The sequence below is a fragment of the Arthrobacter sp. GmRoot5-12 genome, from assembly GCF_059739365.1.
This window is the reverse complement of record NZ_AP046056.1, coordinates 2,516,445-2,535,925: the sequence shown is the minus strand read 5'-3', so window position 1 is coordinate 2,535,925 and position 19,481 is coordinate 2,516,445. Positions and strand designations below refer to the sequence as shown.

The following is a 19,481-nucleotide window of genomic DNA, read 5'->3' as shown; positions in this document are numbered from 1 at the left end:
GCTCCGCTGGCTCGGGTCTGGCGGCGCCTTAGCGTCCGGGGTTCGCCCGCCGTCCCAACCGGTAGCCAGCCCAGAATGCGAGCACCAGCAGCCCGGCGGCCATGATGGCCAGGCCTATCTGGGTCCCCTGGGTGACGAAGGCCGCGCCGTTGGCGCTGAAGGGCGTCTTGCTCAGCGGCGCATAGGCAAACCAGCCGGTGAAGTTGCGGTTCAGGTACGCGATCAGGCAGCCAAGCAGCACCGCCGCAGCACCGAGCACTGGCACGACGGCGGCTGGAAGCTTGCCGCGTTTGGACGGTTGGCGCTCGTCAGGCATGTTGTTTTCCCCCATGCAGGCGAGTCTAGCCGGAGTAGAACTATTGCCGAGAAACCGTTTTCTGGATATGGTCCTTGTCAGCGCTCACAAATGTCGGCGGCATAGTGGCCCCGGTCCTGGGCGCAGTTCATTCCAATGACGGAAGAGAGAACATGCGAAAAAGCAGTACGCACTTATCCATGTCTGCAGCCATTGCCATTGCAGGAGCACTCCTCGTTGCCGGACCGGCAGGAGCTTCCCCAGTTCCAGTGGCGGATCCCACGGCCCAGACCGCCCAGACGCCGCTTGAGCGCCAGATTCTTCCCACTGGAAACGGCTGGGCATCCGAAGGTACTGGAACCACCGGCGGCTCGGCAGCAGAGGCCGCCAATGTTTACGACGTCTCCACAAAGGCGGAACTGTTGGCTGCATTCGCCACCGGCGGCAACCAGCCCAAGATTGTCCGTGTTCACGGCAGCATCGACGCCAACACTGCCGCGGATGGTTCGCCACTCACCTGCGAAAGCTACGCGGACGGCACGAACTACAGCCTGGCGCAGTACCTCGAGGATTTTGATCCGGCAACCCACGGCCGGGACCGCAAGCCGGAGGGCCCGCAGGAGGACGCGAGGCGCCTGGCCGCCGCAAAGCAGGCGAAGACCATCCGGTGGGACATCCCAGGCAACACCACCATCGTCGGTGCCACTCCCGGCAGCAGCATCACCGGCGCAGCCCTCCGCATCAACGGAGCCAGCAATGTCATCGTCCGTAACCTCACCCTGCGGGACGCTGCCGACTGCTTTCCCGCGTGGGATCCCACAGATGGCACTGAGGGGAACTGGAACAGCGAATACGACCTGCTGCAAGTCATCAACAAGGCCACGCACGTCTGGATCGACCACTCTGCTTTCACGGACGCCCCCAATCTCGACAGCTCCCAGCCGCTCTACTTCGGCCGCCCCTACCAGGTGCATGATGGCGCCGTCGATGTCACCAACGGATCGGACCTGGTAACCATGTCCTACAACCGGTTCTCCGACCACGACAAGCTGCTGCTGATCGGCTCCACCGATTCGCCCACGCGCGGGGACCCCGGCAAACTGCGGGTCACCATCCACCACAACGTCTTTGAAAATGTGGGCCAGCGCGCGCCACGCGTCCGGTTCGGCCACGTGGACGTGTACAACAACCACTTTAAGGTGACCGAAGACAGCGCCATCCCCTACGAATACAGCCTGGGCGCCGGGTTCAGCTCACACCTCTACGCGGAGGCGAACGCCTTCACGCTTCCAGCCGGCGTTGATGCGGCGGAGATCATCGGCCGCTACAAGGGAACGGCCATTACCACCACCGCCAATGCAGTCAATGGCAAGATCACCGACATTCGCGCCGAGTACAACGCCGCCGCGGCGCCCGCAGGCCAGCTGGCCGAGGACACGTCCTGGATACCTGCCCTGCGCACCCAGGTCCACCCGGCCCAGGCCGTGCCGGCACTGCTCAAGGACTCCACGGGCCCGGTCTTCACGGCCGGAGGCGACCTCTGATGGCTGCCATCCTGCCCAGCCGCCGCAGCGTCCTGACAGCGCTGGCACTCACCGCCGGCGCCGCAGCCTTCCCTGGAACGGGCATGGCGGCGGCCTTCGCCCAAGCTGGCCCCGACCCCACGAAACCCCGCAACAGGCCGGTCATCTTCGTGGTCGGGGACTCGACGTCGTCGGCCTACCAGCAGTCCGAGCGCCCCCGCGCCGGTTGGGGCCAGGCCCTGCCACTCCTGTTGGGGTCGCAGGCAACCGTCTTTGATTACGCATGGTCCGGCGCCTCCTCGAAGAGCTTTGCCGACACCGGGCTGCTGGACCAGGTGCTGACCTTGATGCAGGCGGGCGATTACCTGCTGGTCTCTTTCGGCCACAATGACGAAAAGGTGGCGGACCCAGCGCGCGGAACGCTCCCGGACACCACGTTCAAGGAGTACCTGGGCAGGTACATCGACGGGGCCAGGGCACGCGGGGGAAAACCTGTGCTGGTCACCCCGGTGGAACGCCGCCGCTTCGACTCGTTCGGCAATGCGAAGGACTCCCACGGCGCGTATCCGCAGGCTGTCCGGGAGCTTGCCGCCGCGTCCGGCACTCCTTTGGTGGACCTCACCGCGTCCTCGAAGCAGCTCTGGCAGCAGCTGGGGCCGGAAGGAACCAAGTCGCAGTTCCTTTTCCTGGCTCCCGGCGAGCACCCGCAGTACCCTCAGGGTTCGGAGGACAACACGCATTTCCAAGCCGCCGGCGCGGTGGCGGTGGCCCGCCTCGTGGCACGTGAACTGCAGTCCAAGGAGATCGTCCCGCCGGGCTATTTCCAGAACATCGATGCCGTCACGGAACCCCTGCTCGACATGTACTGGCCGGCCGAGCGGCCCATCGACGTCCCGATGACGCTCGACGTCGGACCCGGCAGGACGTTCGCTACCGTACAGGCCGCCGTGGATTCCGCGCCTGCGGGGAGCCTCCAGCGGGCCGTCATCAGGATCCAGCCCGGCACCTACCGCGAAGCCGTGCGGGTTCCGGCCGACAAGCCGCGGATCTCCTTCATCGGCCAGGGCGGACGTCCCGAGGATGTGGTGCTGGTCTTCAACAACGCGTCCGGCACCCCCAAGCCGGGTGGCAGCGGGAACTTTGGCACCTCCGGCAGCGCGTCCGTCCGGATCGACGGGCCGGACTTTGTGGCCCGGAACCTGACCATCAGCAACGATTTCGACGAGGCAGCCAACACGGGGATGAAGGACCGCCAGGCCGTGGCGCTGCACATCACGGCGGACCGGTCGGTGCTGTCCAACATCAGGCTGTTGGGCAACCAGGACACCCTGCTGGTCAACTCACCGGCTGCAGGCGTCCAGGCCCGTTTCTACTTTGACGGCTGCTATGTGGAAGGCGACGTGGACTTCATCTTCGGCCGCGGAACGGCCGTCTTCAGAGGCTGCGAAATCAAATCCCTGGATCGGGGTTCCACCACCAACAACGGTTACGTGACGGCGGGCAGCCAGGACCTGTCCATCCCGCACGGTTACCTCTTCGACCAGTGCCGGCTGGTGTCGGACGCGGCGAGGGACACCGTCCATCTCGGCAGGCCGTGGCATCCCAGCGGCGACCCGAAAGCCGTTGCCCAGGTCCTGGTGCGGGACTCCTGGCTTGGCGCCCACATCTCCGGCACGCCGTGGACGGACATGAGCGGCTTCTCCTGGCGCGAGGCGCGGTTCCATGAGTACAACAACCACGGCCCCGGCGCGCAGGTTACCCCCGACCGTCCGCAGTTGCCCGCGGCTGAGGCGGCCAAGTACACGACCAGGACCTACCTGCAGGGAAGTGACGGGTGGGCGCCGCAGCTCGCTGGTTCAAGGGCGGATTGCAGCGTGGTGCCTGCCGTTTAGTCCCGGGACGGGAAAGCCCGGTTCCGGCAGGGGAGCCGGGCTCTCGCAGCTTGCACGTCTCTCAGCCTGGATGAACTTGGCTCCCCTGTACTCCCGGTTCGAGGGTGTTGTCGTCTTCATACTCCGTAGCGTCCGCGAGGCGGCGCCCCGCAATGTACCCAAAGGTCAGCGCGGGGCCCAGGTTGATTCCGCCAGCCGGGTAGTGCCCACCCATGACCGAGGCCTGGTCGTTGCCCCCAACGTAAAGGCCGCTGATGGGCTGGCCCTGCGTATCCAGGACCCGTGCGTGATGATCGGCTGCGAGTCCGGCAAAGGTACCGAAGGATCCGGGGACAATTTTCACTGCGTAGAAGGGGCCCTTCTCCAGGGGACGCAGTGAAGGGTTGGGGGTGTTCCCGGGGTCGCCGCCGTACCTGTTGAACTCGGTCTCACCGCGGTTGAAGTCGGGGTCAATGCCCAGACGGGCATTGGCGTTGAAGGCTGCCACTGTGGCCGTGAGCCCCTGTGGATCAATCCCGCATGCTGCCGCCAGTTCCTCAAGGGTGTTGCCCTTCTTGAGGTAGCCGGACCGTATGTACGGGAAGAGAGGCACCGGCAGGGGTTTCGCCATGCCCAGGGGGAACTTCCGCACGAACGCGGCATCGGCGATTTGCCACGCCTCTACGGGCTCACCCTCGGGGGTCGCATTGAGCAGGCCTTCAACGTAGTCGTAGTAGCCGTTTGCCTCGTTGACGAACCGCTTGCCATCCCGGCGGACTCCGATGCTGCCCGGCTTGGCACGGTCCATGATGTGCGGAAACGTACCGGTCCGTCCGTTCCGGTACGGGACCAGCGACACCGGGCACCATGCAGCGGGCGACGCGACATCGGTCTCGAAGCGTGCCCCAATGGCCTGGGCCATGGTGATGCCGTCCCCGGTGGTTTCCTTCGGTGCCAGTGTCCAATGCTCCCGGCCCGTGGGGTTCCCGGGGAACAGCGCCTTGCGCCGGGAGATGTCATTGGGGAAGCCGCCTGCGGCCAGGACGACGCCGCGGGAGGCATCGATCTGCAGCTCACCTTGCGGGGAACTTACGACGGCGCCCGTCACCGTGCCGGAACCGTCGGTAAGCAGGTGCTTGGCTGGGGTGGAGACGCGGATTTCCACCCCCAGGTCATCTGCCGACTTCAGCAGGCGCCCGGTGAGGGCCGTGCCGTTGACAAGCTGCATGTTCCGGCGGTGTGTGAGGAGGTCCAGGAGGTGGAAGCCCACCCGCCAACCTGCATGGACGATGCCCCTGATGTTGCCACGGGAGGCGGAGAGGAATTTGGTCAGGTCAGGACCCGCCATGATCCCCATTCCAAGGAACGAGGTTTCGTAGAGCTGGTGGCGCATCTTGGCGCGCAGCTCTGGCTTGATCCGGCGGGCGTTCATTGGCTTGGGCCCCACTGAGCGGTGGCCGGCGCCCGCGCCCGGGGTGTTGCCGTAGATGTCCTTGATCTTGGTTCCCGGCACGAACTGGAGGCTTGTCTTGTTCTGGAAGAAGCCAACCATGTGCGGGGCCGCTTCCAGAAAGGCCTCTACCCGCTCCTCCTGATAGTTCCGGCCGAGACAGTGGCGCAGGTATGTACGGAACAGTTCCCGGTCCTCGGCGACGCCGTCGGCCTTGGCCAATGGATTTCCGGGCGTCCAGGCCCACCCCCCGGACCATGATGTGGCCCCGCCGCAGACCTCGGCTTTTTCCACCACAATGACCTTTAAGCCGTGGTAGGCAGCCGTGACGGCGGCGGACAGGCCGCCGGCCCCGGAGCCGACTACCAGGACGTCGCAGTCTATCGTCGGCAGGGCAGATGAAGGTGTTGTTGATGATGCAGTCATTTCGGTGCTTTCTTAATGGAAGAAGGTATCGGAGTCCAGGCGCGGCGGCGCGCCGGTCTCCAGGGCGTCGATGGCCTCAAGCTGTTCCGGTGCCAGGGCAAAGCCGAAAACGTCCAGGTTCTCGCGCTGGCGTTGGCCGTCCGCGGACTTCGGCACCGCCACCCGGCCGTGCTGGACATGCCAGCGCAGGACAATTTGGGCGGGGGTTTTGCCGAGCTGCCGCGCCGGTCCGGTCACCGCAGGATGGCCGAGGAACTTACCGTTGCGGCCCAACGGGCTGTAGGCGGCAGTGACTATCCCGTGCCGACGGTGCCAGGCCAGTTGCGCCGGCTGGCCGTGCTCGGGGTCCACCTGGACCTGGTTCAGCGGGACGGCAAGGCCTGCGTCCTGAACGAGCCGTAGATGCGCCGGCTTGAAGTTGGAGACGCCCCAGGCCCTGATGGAGCCGTCATTGACAAGTTCCTGCAGTCCTTCGCAGGCTTCGACGAACCTCCCCTGGGTTGGGTTGGGCCAGTGAACCAGGAACAAGTCCAGGTAGTCGACGCGGAGCCGCTTTACAGCCTCGCCGAAGGCATCACGCACTCCGCTGCGGCTGTGCCACCGGCTGTTGAATTTGCTGGTGAGGAAAAGGTCTCCGCGCCCGATACCGCTGCGGCGGATCCCCTCCCCCACCGCTTCTTCGTTGCCGTAGTTCTCGGCCGTATCGATATGCCGGTAGCCGTTGCCGATGGCCTGCTGCACCGCCGCTGCGGCGCCCTCACCAGTCAAGGGCCATGTTCCCAGGCCGACGAGCGGAATGCGCACACCCGGCGTAAGCTCCGCCGTCGTGATCTCGCTTGTGGTGGCGCTCATGTCGCGGCCACCGCGCGGACAGAGCTGTTCGGCTGCCTGCTGCCGGCCTGCGCCAGCACAGTGTCAACGCCTGCCTTGAGCCGGCGTGCCCAGCCGAGCTCGCCGAATTCCGCCACGCGCCGGTCCGAGGGCACCTCCGCACTGACCGGAAGTCCGGGCGGCACCGCGGCAACCGCCTCCGCAAGGCCGAACCCGCCCTCGCCGGGAATCCCGCGCTCAGACCGCGACTCTACGACCAGCGCCTCACGGCTGACCGGCCGTGCTGCCGGCCCGTCGCACAACTGCAGGAGCGGCACGAGGTCCGCGTTGGTGCGCAGCTCCTTCCACTGGGCGGCCGCGCCCGGACCGCTGCAGCGGTTGAAATGGAGGGTATCCACCACGATCCCGCAGCCCGCCTGTCGCGCGATGCCAGCTGCATGGGCGATGGAGGCGACCGGCTGGTAGGAGATCGCCTCCAGGGTGGGTGTGATGCCGAAACCTCGACCGTCCTCGGTCATCCGCGCCAGTGTGTCCGTCAGGCGGGTGCTGTCCGGATCGCCGCCGGCCACCGTCAGGGAACTGGCACCGAGTGCCTGGCCGGCTTCCATCATCCGCAGCCACGCGTCGCGCTGGTCGCTTCCGTCAAGAAGCAGGAATTCGATGTCCCGTACGCCGACGCCCGTGTCCTTGATCCGGGCCAGCGTTTCGCGCAGCATCGGTGAACCGGGCTGCAGATCGTAACGCCGTTCGGACGGCGTTACGGGCCGGACCCGGACGCCGACGAAATCAAAGCCCGCCCGGGCTGCCACGCCCACAAGTTCAGGCGGGGCCGTGTTCAGCAGGGACAGCTGTGCCAGGCCGATGGGCCTGTGCGCATTTCCGGTCATGACGATGCTCCGTTCAGGCTCAATTCGGTGTTTGCGGCGGCGCTGGACGCCAGCAGCCCGGCGATCCTCTGCGCTGCGTCATAGCCGCTCTTGACGGCGTTGGAGGCAATGGCCGGGGCCTGGTCCGCCACGGTCCCGGCCAGCGTCACCGGCACGGTGGCCTGGCGGCCCAGCTCTCCGTCCCGGATCCGCGCCGGGACGGACCCGTCAAGCGGAACCACGGAGCGCGAAACCAGGAGCGGTCCCGGCGCGTCCAGCCACTCCCCCTCGGGAGCCAGGCCCGGACCGCTGATCCGGACCCGGCCGCCGTCGTACTCTTCAATCGTCGAGCCGAGCCGGATCCGTACCCGTGGGTTGGCCTCAAGCCGGGGCACGGCCAGGATCTTGGCCCTCCGCCCGGATTCCGGCGCGATGGCCTCCTGCGGGCCCACCAGGAGCACAGCCGTCCCCCTGTGGGCCAAAGTGTCAGCGACGCTCATGGCGACGGAGTCCGCTCCCCAGATGGTCACGGCATCAGGGACTTCACTGTCTGACGGACTGGCGCCGAGAACCTCCGGGTGCTTGGCGAGCCACTCGCGGACATCCATAACGTTGGCGGAGTCTGCCCCGGTGAATCCTGCCGCGGGTCGGAGACCCCCCGTTGCCAGCACGACGGCGTCTGCTTCCATGCCGCGGACAAGGTCGTCCAGGCGGCCGGTATTCACGTGGGCCCCCAGCCGGACATCGATGCCCAGCCGTGTATTCTCCTCCGCGGACCATTCGGCAAAACGGTGGAAGTCCGGCGTGGACTTCATCCGCTCGGCGAGGGCGAACTGACCGCCCGCGCGGGCGCCGTCGTCGAGGACGGTCACCTGCGCTCCCGCTTCAGCAAGTTCCCGGGCTGCCGTAAGGCCCGCAGGGCCGGCACCCACCACGACAACGCGGGATCCTTCGCGAACGGCAGGTGTGGGAACGGGAACGCGGGAACGTCCCAGGGCCGGGTTAACGGTGCAGGTCACCTGGCCGAGCCCCAGGTTGTCGATGCAGACGTTGCAGGCGATGCAGGGACGGTAGCGGCCGCCCTGGAGGACGCCGCCGACGAAAGCCGGGTCGGCGTGGATGGCGCGGGCAAGGCTGACGAAATCGCAGGTTTCCTCCCGGAGTACTTCTTCGATGATGGCCGGGGAGTTCAGGCGCCCCGCCATCCCGAGGGGCAGGCCGAACTGTCGGTACGCCTTGGCGTAGTCAGCGAGGATTCCAGGTTTCCATTCGCCGGATTGCACAATCCATTCGCCGGCTTCGTAGCTGCCGGCGGAGAGGTCCAGGAAGTCCAGGTGCTCCAGGTGGGCCCTGGCGATGATGGCCACCTGCTGCTCGGCGGTGATGCCGTCCGCTGGACCTTCAACAACTGACACCCTCATGCCCACAATGGTGTCCGGGACAGCCGCCCGCACTGCATCGATGACCAGGTTCATGAAACGTTCCGGGGCGGCGAATTCATCCGTGCGGTGGTTGGAAATGGGCGACATGAACTGATGGATCAGGTAGCCGTGGGCGCCGTGGATGTTGATGACGTCGAACCCTGCTTGGACCGCCCGGCGGGCGGCGTGGGCGTAGGCTTCCGCCAGTTCGTGGCACTCTTCCACGGTGAGTTCACGCGGAACCTCGCCGCCGGCCACCTCGCACGCCACCGGTGAGGGCGCCACGTTCCGGAGACCGGACACGGCGGCCTGGGCGGTGCGCCCACCATGGTTGAGTTCGACGGCGGCCAGCGCGCCTTCCGCGTGCAGGGCGTCCGTGAGTCTGCGCAAACCCGGGATCATGGCATCACTGTGCAGGCCCAGCTGGTGGGTGCGGCCCTTGCCGTCGGCGCGGACATACGTGGCCTCGGTGGTGACCATCCCCAGCCCGGCCTTGGCGCGGGTCACCAGATAGTCGATGTACTGCTCGGTGATCCGGCCGTCGGCGGTTCCGTAATTGCGTTCCATGGGAGCGGAGGCGAGGCGGTTACGGAGAGTTTTTGGGGTGCGGCCGTTGCGGCCCAGGGTGAGCGGACGGGCGGCGTGGCGTGTGTTGGATTCCATGACGTTCCTTAGCCTGCAACCCGAACACGGGGCAGGGTATCTGACGGCAGTTGGGTGAAGTGGACGGGTTTGCCGGTACGGGACGATTCGTAAACCGCCAGCAGGATCCGCAGGGCCTTCGTGGCGTCCCGGCCTGTGATGGCCGGTTCGCCTCCTTCACGGACGGCCTGGACAAAATCCTTGACCTGGGAGGTGTGGTGGGGGATGAGTTGGCCATTGATCCTTTCCAGGGGAACGTTCCCCTGCATTCCTTCCGGGTAGGCTGGCTCGGTGCTGACCGTCCCGGATACTGCCCACAGGTCCACCCGCCCGTCGCTGCCTTCCGGGAATTCGGTGAGGGACGCGGAGGCACCGGTCTCCCCCGTGATCCTGACCTGCACGCCAAGGCTCGGGGACACCGCCGTCGACGCTTCAAGGGTGGCCATGGCACCGGAGGTGAAGGTAATGACGGCCGTCGCTGAGTCCTCCACTTCGATGTGCCCGCCGTGCTTGTAGGTGGTGATCTTCCCGTAGACCTCTGCCACATCTCCCATGAACCACTGCAGCAGGTCGATGTAATGGATGGCCTGGGTCATCAGGACGCCGCCGCCGTCGTTGGCCCACGTTCCGCGCCAGGCATCCCGGGAGTAGTACTCCGGTTCGCGGTACAACATCACCGAGCATTGGCCCATGATGGGCCGGCCCAGCGTGCCGTCGTCAATCGCTGCACGGATGCGCTGCGCGGCAGGCCAGAACCGGCGTTGGAAGAGGACGCCCAACTTCACACCGGCATCCCCGCAGGCCTTCACCATCCGCTCAGCCGATGCCAGCTCAATGGCGATGGGCTTTTCACAAAGAACATGGACGCCTGCCGCAGCGGCCTGCAACACCACATCCTCATGGGTGGGGTGCGGCGTGCAGACGGAGATGATATCCAGGCCCAGGTCCAGGAGCTCCCGGACGGTGTTCACTGCCGCCGGGATCCCCCACGCCCCGGCAGTGCCACGCGCACGGTCCAGGTCGATGTCGCAGACCCCGGCGATGGTGACGTGGTCAAGGGCGCGGAAGGCCTCCAGGTGGTTGCGGGAGATTGCGCCGCATCCTGCGATTCCAATCCGGAGAGGGCGGGCGGTGGGAGGTGGTGCGGTGTTCATCGACTGGTGCCGTCTTTCTGGTGCGGTGGGAAAGTGTGTGGGTCCGGGCGGCCGGCTGGTTCCGGCCTAGTAGGTGGCGCGGCCGCCGGACAGGTCGAAAACGAAGCCAGTGGTGTAGGAGGCCGCCGGCGAAATGATGAATTGGATGAGCGAGGCCGCCTCGGCGGGCGTGCCGAACCTGCCCATCGGGATTTTGGCGGCCTGGGCTGCCTGTTGTTCTTGCGGAACTTCGGCGAAGAGCGGGGTTACAACATTGCCCGGGGCGAGGGCGTTGACGGTGACCCCTGACAGCGCAAACTCCTTGGCGAGGGACTTGACCAGGCCCAGGATCCCGGCTTTGCTGGCGGAGTAGGCGGCCATGTTGGCCACGCCTTCCTTGCCGGCTGTCGAGGAAATGTGGAGCAGCCGGCCGTAGCCTGCTTCTGCCATTCGCGGCAGGACGGCCCGGGAGACGATGAACGCCCCGGTCAGGTTGATCCTGATGATGCGTTCGAAGTCTTCCACGGACATGTCCGCCGCAGGGGACACGGGACCCAGGATGCCGGCGCAGTTCACCACCGCGTCGAGCCCTCCCATGTCCTCCGTTGCGGCGGACACGGCCGCAGCAACGGACCTCGGGTTGGTGACGTCCATGGCCAGTGACGAGGTCCCGGCTTCTCCGGGCCAGGTGGCCGAGGGCAGGTCGGCGCCGACCACCGCCGCCCCGGACGCCCGAAGGCATGACGCCGTCGCACGCCCGATGCCGCTGGCTGCCCCGACCACCAGGCAGCGGGACCCGGTGATGGTGGCCGGTGCCTGGCGTGTCATCGGCTAACCGCCCGTCGGAAGTTGGCAAGCATGCGGTCAGCGTCTGCGGGAATCCCGGTGAAGAGTTCGAAGGCGGCGGCTGCCTGGCCAACCACCATGCGGCCGCCGTCAAGTACAGCGCAGCCCTTGCCACGCGCTGCCCTGATCAATTGGGTTTCGAGCGGCCGGTAGACCACGTCCGCCACCCACAGGCCGGGGTGGATGAGGTCCGGATCCACCGGTGTACCGGGGTGGCCTGTCATGCCGATGGGCGTGGAGTTCACCAGCCCGTCGGCCTCCCGGAGGCTTCCGGCGATGGCATCCGTCCCGCTCACTGACAGCTGGCTGCCCGGGAAGTGCCGGGCGAGCCTGGCGGCGAGATCTTCGGCCCTTGCCGGTTCAATATCAGCAATGACCAGGTTCCTGGTTCCGGCGCTGAGCAGCCCGAAGGCCACTGCCGCACCGGCTCCCCCGGCACCGATCTGAACCACCGAGCCGGTCGTTGCGGTCGGAAGGCCGGCCCGGAGACCGCCGATGAAGCCAACGTGGTCCGTGTTGTGGCCCACCGCCCTTCCGTTGTGGAAAGTGACGGTGTTGACGGCACCGAGGATCCGGGCTTCGGGTGAGAGTTCGTCGAGGCCGTCCTGCACCAGTTGTTTGCTCGGATGGGTGATGTTCAGGCCGTCGAATCCGAGGTCTGCTGCGCGCCGCACCAGTGCCGCGGACCGCTCTGCGGGTTCTCCGATGACGTCCAGATCGATGACTCGGTACGTGTAGGAAAGGCCCAGGCTATCGGCTTCCGCTTCATGTAGGGCCGGGGTCAGTGAGCCGCCGATCCCCGATCCGAGCAGTCCGACGACAAACCGGTGGCCGGTATCGGCTTCACGTGGTTGGAATGACCACAGGCCAGGCAGCGCGAGCTGGCTCATGCCTGCACCTTGGCGGTGGCTGCCGCAGGAATGGCGGACGACGCCGGGTGGCGCGCCAGGTCAGACTTCTTCAGTCCCAGCTGGGCAGTTGGAGTCTTGAAGGTCTCGGGTGCCATCAGCGCAGCGACCGCGGAGATGGCACAGGCCACCGCGGCGAAGGTTGCGACCGGCACCCAGTTGGCTTTGTCCCCACCGATCAGCAGCTCGGAAATGACCGGGGCGAATCCGGCCAGGAGCAGTCCGAACATGAGGCTGATGGCCATGCCCGAGTACCGGACCCTGACCGGGAACTGCTCCGGGAAGTAGGCGGGGTAGATGGAGTTGGTGGACGTGTAGGCGACACCGATCAGCAGGATGCCGGTGAGGAAGATCAGCGGGACGTTCGCGGCGGAGAGGGCCATGAAGAACACGTAGATCATGCCGATCTGCAGCAGCAGCCCGGAGACGAAGACGGGTTTGCGGCCGATCCGGTCCGACAGCATGCCTGCCAGCGGACCCATGGCGACGGCGGCAAGGTTCGCGACGGCGATCACCGTCAGCATGAGTCCCTTTTCCACGCCGACCACCGAGGTGGCGTAGGAGAGGGCGAAGACGTTGATGATGGTGTTGATGATGGTGAACAGCGACATTGCCGTGACGCGGATGACGGTTGCCCAGTGATGCCGGAACAGCGTAACAAGCGGTACCTTGACCACTGCGTCGTGCTCTTTGACTTCCTCGAAGACGGCAGGCTCTTCGAGGAGGCGGCGGAGGATAAAGGCGATGACTGTGACTACTGCGCTGGCGAGGAAGGGGATGCGCCAGCCCCAGGAGAACAGCTGGTCTTCGGGCATGGATGCCACCGGAATAAAGACAAGGGTGGAAAGCACGATGCCGAACATGATGCCGCTCATCGTCCAGCTGGTGTAGAAGGCGCGCTTCCCGTCAGGGGCGTGCTCAAGGGTCAGTGAGCTTGATCCGGGTGATTCGCCGCCCGCCGAAAGTCCCTGCACAAGGCGAAGAACCACGATGAGGATGGGCGCTGCCATCCCGATTTGGCTATAGGTAGGCAGGCAGCCGATGAGGAAGGTCGAGGTACCCATTAGCAGCAGGGTCAGGAGCAGGACCCGCTTGCGGCCGAACTTGTCGCCGAGGTGCCCGCAGACCACTGCTCCGAGCGGGCGGGCGATGTAGGCGACGCCCACCGTTGCAAAGGACAGCAGCATGGCGGAGGGACCGGGCGCGAAGAACAGCTTGCCGAAGATCAGCGCTGCCGCGGAGCCGAAGATGAAAAAGTCGTAGTACTCAAGTGCGCTGCCCACGAAGCCGGATACGGCCGCGATTTTCGCGTTGTTTTTGGGGCGTGCTGGAGCCGATGTCGACACTGACATGGAGTTCCCTTTCTTGTGGTTCGCCGCTTGATGCGGCTGCTCCATCCAGTGTGGCTGTCATCACTTAGCTAGTCCACGACTAAAATGATCTATCACTATGCTGCTATTCCACTAAGTGGAGTTAGGTGTCGTCAGCGGGGAATCTCCGGAAAGATCTCCTCGACAACTCCGAGCACAGCGGCCAGGACGGCTGAATCGTTCTCCGCCGACCACGCGATGGCATGGTTCATGAAATGCGGTGGGTCATCCAGGGCCACGTATGTGGCTCCGGAGGGAATGATGCCCGCTATCCCGCTGCTCATCAGGGTGACCCCCACACCGGCGGCGACGAAGGTCAACACCATGTAGGGGTCTGACAACTCCTGGACGATGCGGGGACGGAATCCCGCCGCCTGGCAGGCCGCGAGCATCACGTCGGTCATTGACGATGAGCCATCCAGCGGCGGGGAAATGAAGTCGTCGGTTGCCAGTGACTTCAATGGGATGGACTGTTCCTGGGCCAGCGGATGGTCCAAAGGAAGTACCGCGCCGACTTCCTCACTGGCAACCAGCCTGGTCATCACCGACGCTGGCGGGGATTCGGGAAGGCCAACGAAAGCAAGGTCGAGAGCGCCCTTCGCGACGCTGGCCAGTCCATCAGCCGTTCGGACCCGGCTGGTGAGGTCCATCTTGATGTCGGGATAGCGACGCCGGACGGCGCGGGTGAGCGGCGGAAGAGTGAGATGGTTTACGGCACCTGAGAATCCAATCCTGATGTTGCCACGGACGCCCGCCTCCTCGGTCTGGGCCGCCTCCCGGGCAAGGCGCATTTCGTGGAGCACACGGTACGCCCGCGGCAGCAGGGCATACCCTGCCGGTGTGAGGGCTACGCTTCTGGTGTTGCGTTCAAAGAGACGCGTCCCCAGGTCCGCCTCCAGCTTCCGGATGGTCTGGCTCAGCGGCGACTGCGAAGTGTGCAGGCGCAGTGCGGCACGGCCGAAATGCAGTTCTTCGGCAACCGCAACAAATGCTTCCAGCCAGCGGATCTCTGTCATATCTTCAGAATTTACTCTTTCGTGCCTATTGCCGTGGGCGCGCAGCTTTCGCAGACACCGGCGCTCCCCCATGCGCAGGAACCTGGCCGGTCCCCAAGGACCGGGTTTAGGCTGGGCGGATGTTGACCATCGGAACCATCGTCCTCGGCGTCAACGACGTTGCCGCCGCCACCAACTTCTGGAACGCCGCCATCGGCTACGTCCCGCGGGAACCTGGCGACGACACGTGGGTGACCCTCGTGCCGGCGTCGGGCCCTGGCGCGGAACTGTCCCTCCAGCTCAGCGAAACGCCCGTCCAGGACCACCCGCGGATCCACCTGGACCTCTACGCGGATGACCAGGCTGCGGAGGTTGACCGGTTGGTCTCGCTGGGCGCCCAGCGGGTGGACTGGGACCTGTACCCGGATGACCCGGACTTCGTGGTCCTGGAGGATCCGGACGGGAACCGGTTCTGCGTCATCGACAAAAGCCCGCGATAGCGCCGTCACCGGAAACAAGCCCGCCGCCGGCACCACTACTTCCCGCGCGACACTGTCAACGCCGGCTACCTGCGGGAGAGCGGCAAAAACACCTTCTGGCGCGGCGTCACCATCGGAGGACTGGCAGTCAGGCAGGAAGGACGACGGCGGGTGGGCACCCGCCGTCGTCCTTCCTGCTTTGATCCCGGCCGTCAGCAGCGGGCGGCCGGGCTAGGAGTTCCGGCCGCCCGCGCGCCTGTCAGCGCTGGTTCTTGCGCGGCTTCACGATGTTGAGTATGCCGCTTTCATGTTTCGCTTTTTTGTCGGCCCGTTTTTCAAGAATCGACTTGCCGACCTTTTTGGCAGCGGAGCCCCTGGGAGATTTTCCGGACATCGGAATCACGCCTTTCCTTGCTTGCGATACCCGCCACCCTACGCCGTTTTATTTATTTATCCAGCCCTCCCAAAATCGCCCCACGCAGCCGCCTCCACCTGCCCTGCGGCGGGGTCTGGTCATTTTCGGAGCGGAGTACAAAAACATTAAATTGATGATTCTGCTGATTTGGGCATGGCGCCGAAATTTCCGAAATTGCCGCAGGAAAACCACCCACTCAACGCCAGAATTCAGTGAGCTGCGGGGCCAGCTTTTCACCGTGGCTGAACCCAGCCCGGGCCGCGGCCGGACGAAGTGACAGATCCATGGCGTTGGCGCCAAACATGTGCTCGGAACCGCTGTCCGGGAAGACCGTTTCCACCCTGCTCCCACCCGCAGTCAGCTCCGCCATCTGCGCGGTGAGCTGCATGCCCCATTCGAGCGGCATCCGGGTCCTGCCGCCAAAGGGCGAAAGCACCAGGACGCGCCCGTGCCCCGCGGCAAGGTCGGCGTTCTCGTTGCGCCGGTAGCCGCCGTCGATATAGCGCCTGTCCCCGATCCCGTAGGCGAACCCGCTGGCACAGCTGGCGGCGACGGCGTCCACCAGGTCCACGCCGCTGTTGCGGTCGAAGACGGCCGGTTCGCCGGTGCGGGCATCGACCGCCGTAATGAGCAGCCTGTGCTGCGGCCACTCCCGGATTGGCAGCCGGCTGGCGACGGTTTCGCGCCACCGCCCGGTGGCGTCATGCGCGGAAGCGAGGTCCAGCGCCAGCGCGCCCATCCTGCGGCGCATGTCGGCTGGATCTGCAGCTGAGGCGATGATCCGGTCAGTCCGCTCGAGGTGGTCGGACACCGGCCTGGCGGGACTCACCCCAGCAGCTGCTCCGGCCGGAGCCGTTCGTTGCTGCGGCGCAGCGTCAAGGACGGCCGCATAGAGTTCGGCGGGAGGGGCGCCGGCGATCTGGGCTGCAGCTGTTGACCCGGCGGAGGTGCCGATGACCAGCTCGGCGCCGGTCGCGTCCAAACCGGCATCCGCCAGCCCGGCGAGGACGCCGATCAGCCATGCATTTCCTGTTGAGCCGCCGCCGCCAAGGACCAGTGCGCGCCCGGAAGACACCGCGGAGGTGCCGTGCGGAGTTAAAGAAGGTGTTGAGTTCATGGGAGTCGCCCTTCGCGAATTGCCTGATTCGGCGCTCCCGGTGGCGACTAGTTCAGCCGCTCGATCGTGGACTGCGGGGAGCGCCCATTGCGGATACAGCATTCATGGGTCTCACCTCCTGCGGCCTGGTCACAATCATGGGAATCTTGGCACACCTGCGGGGCCGGGCGCAACGGGTAAATTTGTAGCGATGATTTTGATTGAGCGGGACAGCCCCGCGCGTGATGACGTCCGTCTGCTCCTGAGCGAGCACCTGGCGGACATGTTCGCCACCTCGCCGGCCGAAAGCGTCCATGCCCTGGACCATTCCGCGCTGTCCGCGCCGTCCATCTCGTTCTGGACCGCACGCGAGGACGGCGCGCTGCTGGGGTGCGGCGCCCTCAAACTTTTGCCCTCCCCCGCCGGCACCGCAAGGCACGGCGAGATCAAGTCGATGCGCACCACGGCAACGGCGCGGGGACGGGGTGTGGCCACCCTCATGATTCGGCATATCCTTGAGGACGCCCGTGCCCGGAACCTTGGGCACGTCTTCCTGGAGACCGGAACAGAGGATTACTTCGCGCCCGCACGGCGTCTCTACGCCCGGCACGGTTTCACCGAGTGCCCGCCCTTCGCCGACTACGTCCTGGACCCCAACAGCGTGTTCATGGAGCTGAGGCTCCAGGCGTAAGGGTAGACGCCCCCTTACCGCGGAAAGTGTTTGGGGGCGCCGCTGGATTCGCGGGGAATGAGCGTTGGAAGGGATTTCCGTATGCGCGGTTCCTTTCCGGGATTCACAATGAGGTCGATCGCGGTGGCGGCGATCTGGTCCAGGGGTACCCGCACGGACGTCAGGGGCGTGGAGAGCCTGGCAGCCAGGGGGATGTCGTTATAGCCCACGAGGGCCAGGTCTTTCCCTATCTCGATCCGGTGATGGTGCGCCGCGGCAATGACCCCCATGGCAATGTTGTCATTGGCTGCGAATATGGCTGTGGGTCGGTTTCCCGCAGTGTGTCCAAGCAGGGTTTCACCTGCCGAATATCCATTCTCGATGCCGTATCCGGCTGCGATCAGCCATTCTTCGCGCGGCTGTATCCCTGCTTCGCTCAGTGCTTTCCGGGCTCCTGCCAGGCGTGCGGTTCCGGTTGATGTGAAGGCGGGACCGGTAACAACGGCGATGTCACGGTGACCGAGGTCGATGAGGTGGCGTGCGGCGAGGTATCCGCCAATCTCGTCGTCTCCGAGCGCGGAGGGGCTGATACCGTCGGTGCGCAGCACCAGCGCATGGGCTACCCGGCGCTCACGCAGCCGCCGGGGGAGTTCGTCATCGAGGCGTGCCGTGGCGAGAATCAACCCGTCGACGTTTCTGTCCAGGAGTGTTTCGGCTGCGCGTCGTTCATCCTCAGGGTCATCCCCACTGGTAGCGACCATGGCGAAGTAGCCGCGGGAAGAGGCGGCCTTTTCGAGTTCTTCGAACATCAGGGCCATGACGGTGTCGCTCAGGCGGGGGACCAAGACACCCAACGTCCGGGTCTCGCCGCGGCGAAGACTGGAGGCGAAGGAGTTCCGCCGATAGCCGAGCTCCTCAGCGATTTTCCGGACGTGTATTGCGGCCGCTGAACGGGACGGGGTGCGTTCATCCAGGGCGCGGCTGGCCGTGGAGATGCTGACGCCACTGGCAGCTGCGACGTCCTTCAGGGTAACGATCTCAGCCGGTAAGGCCCGTTCCATCGCGGTTCTCCTCTTCAGCAAGGGTGTAACAGACACTCTATTCCTCCAACTTGCAAACGTTCCCTTGACAGTGAGCTGCGACACGTGCAAACTTGAAAACGTTCCTGCAAACGTTCCCATATTAGCGGAACTGCCAACTATCAAAGAAGACAAGAAGGTAGCTGTAATGACACTCGATCTCCGCGGACTCAGCCCCGCACCTGTCACCCCGTTCACCGAAGATGGCGCTGTCGACTTCGCTGCGATCCAGCGTCTGGGTTCGTGGCTCGGATCGATTGAGGGCGTGAAGAGTCTCGTCGTCTTGGGCCACGCCGGCGAAGGCACGTTCCTTACCGAAGAGGAGCAGCTGGACGTCATCCGCGCGTTCGTGGCGTCCACCGACGGCCGCATTCCGGTCGTGGCGGGCATCACGAAGGAGGGCAACAAGACCGCGGCCCTCGAGGCCAGGAAGGCCGTCGAAGCCGGCGCGTCAGCTGGTCTCGTCTACCCTTCGCACGGGTGGCTGCGCTTCGGATACCAGAAGGGTGCCCCGCAGTCGCGCTACCAGGAGATCTACGAAGAGTCCGGCCTGCCGCTGATCCTCTTCCAGTACCCCGATAACACCAAGGCGACCTACGACCTCGACACCCAGCTGGAGATCGCCGGCCAGGAGGGCGTCTTTGCCACGAAGAACGGTGTCCGCAACATGCGCCGGTGGTATACCGAGATTCCCGCACTGCGCGCCGCGTACCCCGAGCTGCAGGTGCTGTCCTGCCATGACGAGTACCTGCTCCCGACAATGTTCGATGTCGACGGTCTGCTCGTCGGCTACGGCAACATCGCCCCCGAACTGCTCGTCGAACTGATCGAGGCCGGCAAGGCGCAGGACTACAAGCGTGCCCACGCCATTCATGAGCGGCTGCTGCCAGTGACCAAGAACGTTTACCACCGCGGCTCCCACATGGAGGGCACCGTCGCCTTGAAGTGGGGCCTGGTGAACCGCGGTATCCTCGAGCACGCAACAGTGCGCACCCCGCTCCTGCCCCTGCCGGAAGGCGCCGAGACCGAAATTGCGGAAGCCTTCGCCGCCGCAAACATCGGCAAGGTCACCGCCACTGTCTGATCCACGGATCCTGAGGATGGCGGGGACAACTCCCGCCATCCTCCCCTAGGCTTTTGCCATCTCCACTCTTGGTCAATGAGG

18 protein-coding genes are annotated in these 19,481 nt (G+C 65.5%); 5 read left to right on the top strand and 13 right to left on the bottom strand.

The features are described from left to right. Positions 1-28: 28 nt before the first annotated feature. Positions 29-331 carry a hypothetical protein gene (locus AC6JAM_RS11565; protein WP_134165488.1) on the bottom strand — a complete coding sequence of 101 codons (303 nt, stop codon included), beginning with the start codon at positions 329-331 and terminating at the stop codon, positions 29-31. A 164-nt stretch (positions 332-495) separates the two neighbouring features. On the opposite strand from AC6JAM_RS11565, the gene AC6JAM_RS11560 reads away from it, so the two are divergent. Both AC6JAM_RS11560 and AC6JAM_RS11555 read left to right on the top strand, forming a co-directional pair. Beyond that, positions 496-1,839, top strand: a complete 1,344-nt coding sequence (locus AC6JAM_RS11560) for a pectate lyase family protein (protein ID WP_497934707.1) — start codon at positions 496-498, stop codon at positions 1,837-1,839. After that, positions 1,839-3,710 carry a pectinesterase family protein gene (locus AC6JAM_RS11555; protein WP_223992730.1) on the top strand — a complete coding sequence of 624 codons (1,872 nt, stop codon included), beginning with the start codon at positions 1,839-1,841 and terminating at the stop codon, positions 3,708-3,710. Before AC6JAM_RS11560 ends, AC6JAM_RS11555 begins: the two co-directional genes overlap by 1 nt. A gap of 61 nt (positions 3,711-3,771) precedes the next feature. On the opposite strand, the gene AC6JAM_RS11550 is transcribed toward AC6JAM_RS11555, so the two are convergent. The 9 genes from AC6JAM_RS11550 to AC6JAM_RS11510 form a co-directional block, all read right to left on the bottom strand. Beyond that, on the bottom strand, positions 3,772-5,565 hold the full coding sequence (locus AC6JAM_RS11550) for an FAD-dependent oxidoreductase (RefSeq protein ID WP_497934706.1): 1,794 nt from the start codon (positions 5,563-5,565) through the stop codon (positions 3,772-3,774). 12 nt (positions 5,566-5,577) lie between these two features. Next, a complete protein-coding gene (locus AC6JAM_RS11545; protein WP_018770646.1) occupies positions 5,578-6,417 on the bottom strand; it encodes an aldo/keto reductase in 840 nt (279 codons plus the stop codon). Continuing rightward, on the bottom strand, positions 6,414-7,283 hold the full coding sequence (locus AC6JAM_RS11540) for a sugar phosphate isomerase/epimerase family protein (RefSeq protein WP_497934705.1): 870 nt from the start codon (positions 7,281-7,283) through the stop codon (positions 6,414-6,416). The genes AC6JAM_RS11545 and AC6JAM_RS11540 overlap by 4 nt, the downstream gene beginning before the upstream one ends. Further along, positions 7,280-9,346 (bottom strand): FAD-dependent oxidoreductase, encoded by a 2,067-nt coding sequence (locus AC6JAM_RS11535; RefSeq protein ID WP_497934704.1) that lies wholly within the window; start codon positions 9,344-9,346, stop codon positions 7,280-7,282. The genes AC6JAM_RS11540 and AC6JAM_RS11535 overlap by 4 nt, the downstream gene beginning before the upstream one ends. A gap of 8 nt (positions 9,347-9,354) precedes the next feature. Continuing rightward, positions 9,355-10,479, bottom strand: coding sequence for a Gfo/Idh/MocA family protein (locus AC6JAM_RS11530; RefSeq protein ID WP_488315575.1), 1,125 nt, complete (start codon positions 10,477-10,479; stop codon positions 9,355-9,357). Positions 10,480-10,545: 66 nt separating this feature from the next. Further along, entirely contained in the window at positions 10,546-11,286 is a 741-nt protein-coding gene (locus AC6JAM_RS11525; protein ID WP_056391576.1) for an SDR family NAD(P)-dependent oxidoreductase, read from the bottom strand. Continuing rightward, positions 11,283-12,194: a shikimate dehydrogenase gene (locus AC6JAM_RS11520; protein ID WP_018770651.1), complete on the bottom strand. Its 912-nt coding sequence runs from the start codon at positions 12,192-12,194 to the stop codon at positions 11,283-11,285. The genes AC6JAM_RS11525 and AC6JAM_RS11520 overlap by 4 nt, the downstream gene beginning before the upstream one ends. Beyond that, entirely contained in the window at positions 12,191-13,564 is a 1,374-nt protein-coding gene (locus tag AC6JAM_RS11515) for an MFS transporter (RefSeq protein ID WP_018770652.1), read from the bottom strand. Before AC6JAM_RS11515 ends, AC6JAM_RS11520 begins: the two co-directional genes overlap by 4 nt. A 131-nt stretch (positions 13,565-13,695) precedes the next feature. Next, positions 13,696-14,598: a LysR family transcriptional regulator gene (locus AC6JAM_RS11510; protein ID WP_497934702.1), complete on the bottom strand. Its 903-nt coding sequence runs from the start codon at positions 14,596-14,598 to the stop codon at positions 13,696-13,698. Positions 14,599-14,717: 119 nt separating this feature from the next. Here AC6JAM_RS11510 and AC6JAM_RS11505 point away from each other — a divergent pair, with 119 nt between their 5' ends. Continuing rightward, a complete protein-coding gene (locus tag AC6JAM_RS11505) occupies positions 14,718-15,077 on the top strand; it encodes a VOC family protein (protein ID WP_144600224.1) in 360 nt (119 codons plus the stop codon). A gap of 238 nt (positions 15,078-15,315) precedes the next feature. Here the strand turns inward: AC6JAM_RS11505 and AC6JAM_RS11500 are convergent, their stop codons facing one another. Together AC6JAM_RS11500 and AC6JAM_RS11495 are read right to left on the bottom strand one after the other, a co-directional pair. After that, positions 15,316-15,459 carry a hypothetical protein gene (locus AC6JAM_RS11500; protein WP_155845608.1) on the bottom strand — a complete coding sequence of 48 codons (144 nt, stop codon included), beginning with the start codon at positions 15,457-15,459 and terminating at the stop codon, positions 15,316-15,318. Between the two features lie 208 nt (positions 15,460-15,667). After that, positions 15,668-16,588 (bottom strand): patatin-like phospholipase family protein, encoded by a 921-nt coding sequence (locus tag AC6JAM_RS11495; RefSeq protein ID WP_026265980.1) that lies wholly within the window; start codon positions 16,586-16,588, stop codon positions 15,668-15,670. 190 nt (positions 16,589-16,778) lie between these two features. Here AC6JAM_RS11495 and AC6JAM_RS11490 point away from each other — a divergent pair, with 190 nt between their 5' ends. Continuing rightward, positions 16,779-17,258, top strand: a complete 480-nt coding sequence (locus AC6JAM_RS11490; protein ID WP_134165497.1) for a GNAT family N-acetyltransferase — start codon at positions 16,779-16,781, stop codon at positions 17,256-17,258. A 14-nt stretch (positions 17,259-17,272) separates the two neighbouring features. Here AC6JAM_RS11490 and AC6JAM_RS11485 read toward each other — a convergent pair whose 3' ends face one another. Continuing rightward, complete coding sequence (locus AC6JAM_RS11485; protein ID WP_134165498.1) at positions 17,273-18,298, bottom strand: LacI family DNA-binding transcriptional regulator; 1,026 nt, start codon at positions 18,296-18,298, stop codon at positions 17,273-17,275. Between the two features lie 166 nt (positions 18,299-18,464). Between AC6JAM_RS11485 and AC6JAM_RS11480 the strand changes: the two genes are divergently transcribed. Further along, positions 18,465-19,400, top strand: a complete 936-nt coding sequence (locus tag AC6JAM_RS11480; protein WP_026265982.1) for a dihydrodipicolinate synthase family protein — start codon at positions 18,465-18,467, stop codon at positions 19,398-19,400. Positions 19,401-19,481: the final 81 nt, after the last annotated feature.